This is a genomic window from Saliniramus sp. (genome assembly GCF_035311605.1).
Classification (GTDB): Bacteria; Pseudomonadota; Alphaproteobacteria; order Rhizobiales; family Beijerinckiaceae; genus Saliniramus.
Genome location: NZ_DATGCW010000107.1, coordinates 1 through 4,839, shown reverse-complemented (window position 1 = coordinate 4,839; position 4,839 = coordinate 1). Strand labels below are relative to the sequence as shown.

Here is a 4,839-nt window from a genome sequence, read left to right as displayed (position 1 = left end):
GGGCTTTCGCGTCTGACGTGATCGATGCCATGCGCCCCTACGCCTTTCTCGATCTGGGTCACGGCGAGAACATTGCCCAGCAGCGCACCGTATCGCGGATCGGTACCGGGATCGGTATCCGTTTCGCGCTCGGGCGCTCGCGCCTGGATGCAAGTGTCGCCTATCCGCTCCTCGACGAAACGCGCCTGCCCGGGGCGGTGATCCGCCGCCCTGCCGGCGGCAGCCCGGATTTCGGCCTGAACTTCACATTCAAGATATTCTAAAGGGAAAACAATGCGTTACCTCGGAGCTCTCAAAAGTCTTTGCAGCGTCTTTTGGCCCCGCGCAACGCGCGGCGCTCTGGTTCTTCCCGCCGCCTTCGCCCTCGCGCTCGGCGCAGCCTGTGCCGCCCATGCAGGCGCCGTCGACGATGGGCTCGCGGCTTTGGAAGAAGAGCGCTTCGAAGATGCTCTGAGCCATTTCAATGCGGGTTTCGAGAGCGGCGAAGCCGATGCCGGGTTCTATCTGGCGCGCATGGCGGAGCTCGGGCTGGGCGTGTCGCCGGATCCGGAAGCTGCGCGGGTTCTCTTCCTCGCCGCCGCCGATGCGGGCAGCGCCCGGGCGTTAAACCGTGTCGGGCTGATGCATTTTCGCGGGGAGGGGGTGCTGCAGGATTTCGAGACGGCCCGCGCCCTGATCTGTGAGGCGGCTGAGGCTGGTGATCGCGATGCGCTCTTCAATTGCGCCGGCATGCTCGCCGAAGGCTTCGGCCTTGCGGATGACGAAGATCCGCAAGAGGCTTCAGATCAGGCCTTCGAGCATTACCGCGCGGCGGCGGAGGCTGGCCATATCGGTGCCATGAACGCTCTCGCCTACGCCAATCTCGACGGTGCGATCCCGGACGCCTCGCTGGATGCCGCGACGGCGCATTTCGAGCAGGCGGCTGCCCTGGGCAATCCCGTCGCGCTCTTCGAACTGGGGGCTCTGCACGAGGCAGGGGCGCTTGGGGAAATCGATCTCGTCACGGCGCACAAGCACTACAACCTCGCCGCCGCACGCCGCCATCCCGATGCCGGTGCGGCGCTCGCCCGGGTCACCGATCAGCTCTCCTCAGAGCAGCTGCGCGCGGCACAGCGCGCGGCGCGGGATTGGACGCCGGAAAACGATGCGAGCGAGGGCGCTGCGGACGTCTCCGACGAGGCGTCGACAGTTGAATGAAAATTGGTGCCTTTTCGGTCGAAAAACATCAGGGGTGACGTCGGGATCACGACAATCTTCTATTGATTGCCCGGCTCTTTATGATGCATCACAGGATTGCTGGCGCGCGAGCAGGCGTAAGTACGTCGCCGGAACCCGTCTCTGGCTCGAAATCTGTATTGGGCGCATCTTCAAAAGCAATTCTTGATCATGATTCACAATCATAAAGCGCTTCAGGATAATCTGCACCCGCAGCGGCGGGGCGTCACGCGCATAGCGGCATCACGGCTCGCGCGAGCCGCGGCCATCGTCGCGGCTATCTGGCTCGGCCTTCAGCCGATCGCCATGAATCTGGCCCAGGCGCAGGTGATCTCCGATCCGACGGCGCCCATCGAGTTCCGCCCGGGCGTGAGCAGCGCGCCGAACGGCGTTCCCGTCGTCGACATCACGACCCCATCCTTCGGCGGCCTCTCGCATAACCGTTTCGAGAGCTACAACGTCGATACGGATGGCCTGATTCTCAACAATTCCGGATTGAACGGAAACTCGATTCTCGGCGGCGCGATCCCGGCGAATCCCAATCTCGTCGGACGTCAGCCGGCCCGCACGATCCTCAACGAAGTGACCGGGACCGGTGCGAGCACGCTTGCGGGGCCGACGGAGGTGTTCGGGCGGCGCGCGGATGTGATCGTGGCCAATCCGAACGGGATCGGCTGTGTCGGCTGCAGCTTCATCAATGCCGGTCGCGTCACGTTGTCGACAGGGGTTCCGATTCCGGATGACCGCGCCGGCACCGTCGCCTTCGACGTGCGCCACGGCACGATCGATATCGCGGGAAGCGGCGTATCAGCCGTCCCGGGCCATCGCGCCATCGATCAGATCGATCTGATCGGACGCCGGGTCGCCATCGAGGCGCCGGTCGTGGCGGAAGATAGGGTGCGCCTGCGCGCGGGGGCGATGCGCTACGATCCCGACGGCGATCTGGCCGAGGATCTCGTCGGCGCTTCCGCGCTGACAGGCGATGCGATCGTCTCGACCCCGGATGGTGTCATCAGCGCCGGCGCGATTTCGATCGTGTCGCGGGATGTCGATCTCGGCGTCGCGCTGGACGGGCGGCTCACCAGCACCCGCGAAGCCATCGTCATCGCATCGATGGGCGATCTGCAGACCGAAGGCGCGACGAGCGCTGCGGATCTGCGCCTCGGCGCCGAAGGCGATCTGGCGCTCGGTGGAACCTTCGATGTCGCGGGCCGGCTGCGCGGTGATGCGAAGACCATCATCATCCGCGACGGTGATCTCGCCGCGGTCGATGCCGTCGTTCTGGAAGCGCGGGATGATCTTGATGCGCATGCGGAGATCCTCGCCGGATCGGCGATCAGCCTCCTCGCGGAAGCCACGCTGACGGCGCGCGGGCGCCTGCTCGCCGGCGGGCGCGTGGCGCTTGAGGGTGATCAGCTCCGCGCGGAGGGCATCGAGATCGGCGGCGAGACCGCCGACATCGTGGCCGAGCACGAGCTGATCATCCGTGATGCTGCCCTCGCGGCCCTGCGCGGGCTCTCCATCACTGGTGAGGACGTCACGCTGGGCGAGGAAACCGGCTATGCGGCGGGTGATCGCTTCCTCGTCACGGCACGGCGTGATTTCACCAACGCCACCATCCTCGATCACGACAATCTCTCCCTCTCGATCGGCGGCTCCTTCATCAATGCCGCGAGCGGTGCCTTTCTGCGCGATGCCCACGCGCTGATCGTGCCGGGCGACATCGTCAATCACGGGCTGATCCAGAGCCGTGCCGGCGCCTCCATGCTCGCGCGCAGCCTGATCAACACGGCGGACGGTGTTCTTGATGCGCCGGGGCTGAGCCTCTCGCTCAGTGAGGCCCTCGACAACAGCGGCACCGTCTTCGTCGACGGTGATCTCGCCGTCACCGCCGGCAGCATGACGAGCAGCGCGGATGGCGTGATCTATGCCGCAGGCAGCGCCGGCTTCATGCTCTCGGGCGATGCCCATAATGCGGGTCTGCTGATCGGCGATGCAGGCCTCGGGATCAGCGGGCGCGATATCGGCAACGCCGCCGATGCGGTGCTCTATGGCCCCGGCTTAACACTCACGGCGAGCCGCAATCTGGGCATTGACGGAACGCTCCTGGCCGACGGCCTGATGAGCCTGACCGCCGGCGGGCATGCGAGCGGCGCGGGCAGCCTGCGGGCGGGGGGCATGATCACCCTCGATCTCGGGAGCCTCGCTTTCGGGTCCGATGGCGAGATGCTTGCGCCCGCCATCGATCTCACCGTCGCCGGCGATGGCGGGAGCGCCGGCGAGATCGCGGCGACGGAACTCTTCATCGGCGAGATTGGTGGCGCCTTCAACCAAGGCGGCACCCTGCGCGCCGTGGCCGAGGCGGGTGCACCGGCCCCGGCGGATTTCGCCCTCTCGGTCGGCGGTGCGCTGACCAATAGCGGCGAGATCCGTAGCGACGGCGCCTTCCATATCTCGGCAGGCGCGCTCACCAGCACGAGCGCTGGGCGGATTATCGCGCCGCAGGTGAACCTCGCGGTGACCGGCACGCTCGCCAATCACGGCCTGATCGGCAGCGACAGCCTGCTCGCCATTGAGGCCGGGGCGCTGATCAACAGCGGCAACAGCGGCGCGCAGGCCTGGATGAGCGGCGAGGATCTGCTCCTGCGCATCGGCGGTGCGATCAGCCTCGGCACGCATGCCGTGATCGAGGCGCGCAGGCAGACGGATATCGCGGCAACCAGCAGCAATCTCGATCTGACCAATGCCAATGGCATCGCCCAGGGCCGCTTCAGCTTCGGCGAGAGCCTCGCGCTGGAGATGACCGGGCAGGCCCTGCATCTGGCCGATGGCGCGCAGATCATGGCCTATGGCGATCTTACCCTGAATTTCCACCAGGGCATCACCGTTCATGGCGGCATCGCCGCCGGCGGCGATCTGGTGCTCGCGGCGCCGGGCGGTTCGATCAGCGTTGGTGCCAGCGGTACCACCCATCCGCAGAATGCGTGGCTGTTCACCCTGGGTGATGCCCATTTCACCGCTGGCGGCAGCATGCTGGTCTATTCCTCCGCCGTGGAGGTTCTGGGCAGCGCCGCCGTCGATCTTGGCGGGACGCTCCTGCTGAACCGCGCGCGCGGCCCGACATACAGCTACAGCCACGAGCAATACATTCATGGCAGCCGGCTCTGGCTGCACCGCTACTACCGCGAATACGAACGCGCCGATCCGGCGATCTTCAACGTCGCCGGCGATCTCGTGATCAGTTCCGGCGCGGTAAGCGTCACCGCCTCGACACTGGCCGCCGGGGGCGATCTGAGCATCACCACCGGCACGCTGAGCAACAATGCACGCCAGTTGCGTCAGTACTACGATTACTGGAAGCTCACTGGCGCCAAGACCGGCTATCGCGGCCGCGTACATCAGGGCACCTGGTCCGCCACCCCCTCGCTGATCCGCGCCGGCGGCAATCTCGCGCTGAACGCCTCGGGCGCCACCAGCAATTCCGGCTCGATCATCGGCAACCAGGTCAGCGTCATCGCGCCGAGCATCAGCGTCGGCGTGACGGATGCGAATGTCTACACCGCGCCGCCCTCGGTCCCGGATCCGGTGATCGACCTGGCCCGCTACGCCATCTCGCTGCCCGGA

3 protein-coding genes are annotated in these 4,839 nt (G+C 66.3%); all 3 read left to right on the top strand.

Translation table 11 applies throughout. The features are described 5' to 3' along the window. The coding region (locus VKP01_RS05145) for a hypothetical protein (RefSeq protein ID WP_324410921.1) at window positions 1-263 on the top strand (263 nt) is incomplete at its 5' end. 10 nt (window positions 264-273) lie between these two features. Then, a complete protein-coding gene (locus VKP01_RS05140) occupies window positions 274-1,197 on the top strand; it encodes a tetratricopeptide repeat protein (protein ID WP_324410919.1) in 924 nt (307 codons plus the stop codon). 189 nt (window positions 1,198-1,386) lie between these two features. Further along, window positions 1,387-4,839, top strand: a 3,453-nt coding sequence (locus VKP01_RS05135; RefSeq protein ID WP_324410917.1) for a filamentous hemagglutinin N-terminal domain-containing protein, incomplete at its 3' end; no start/stop codon positions are given.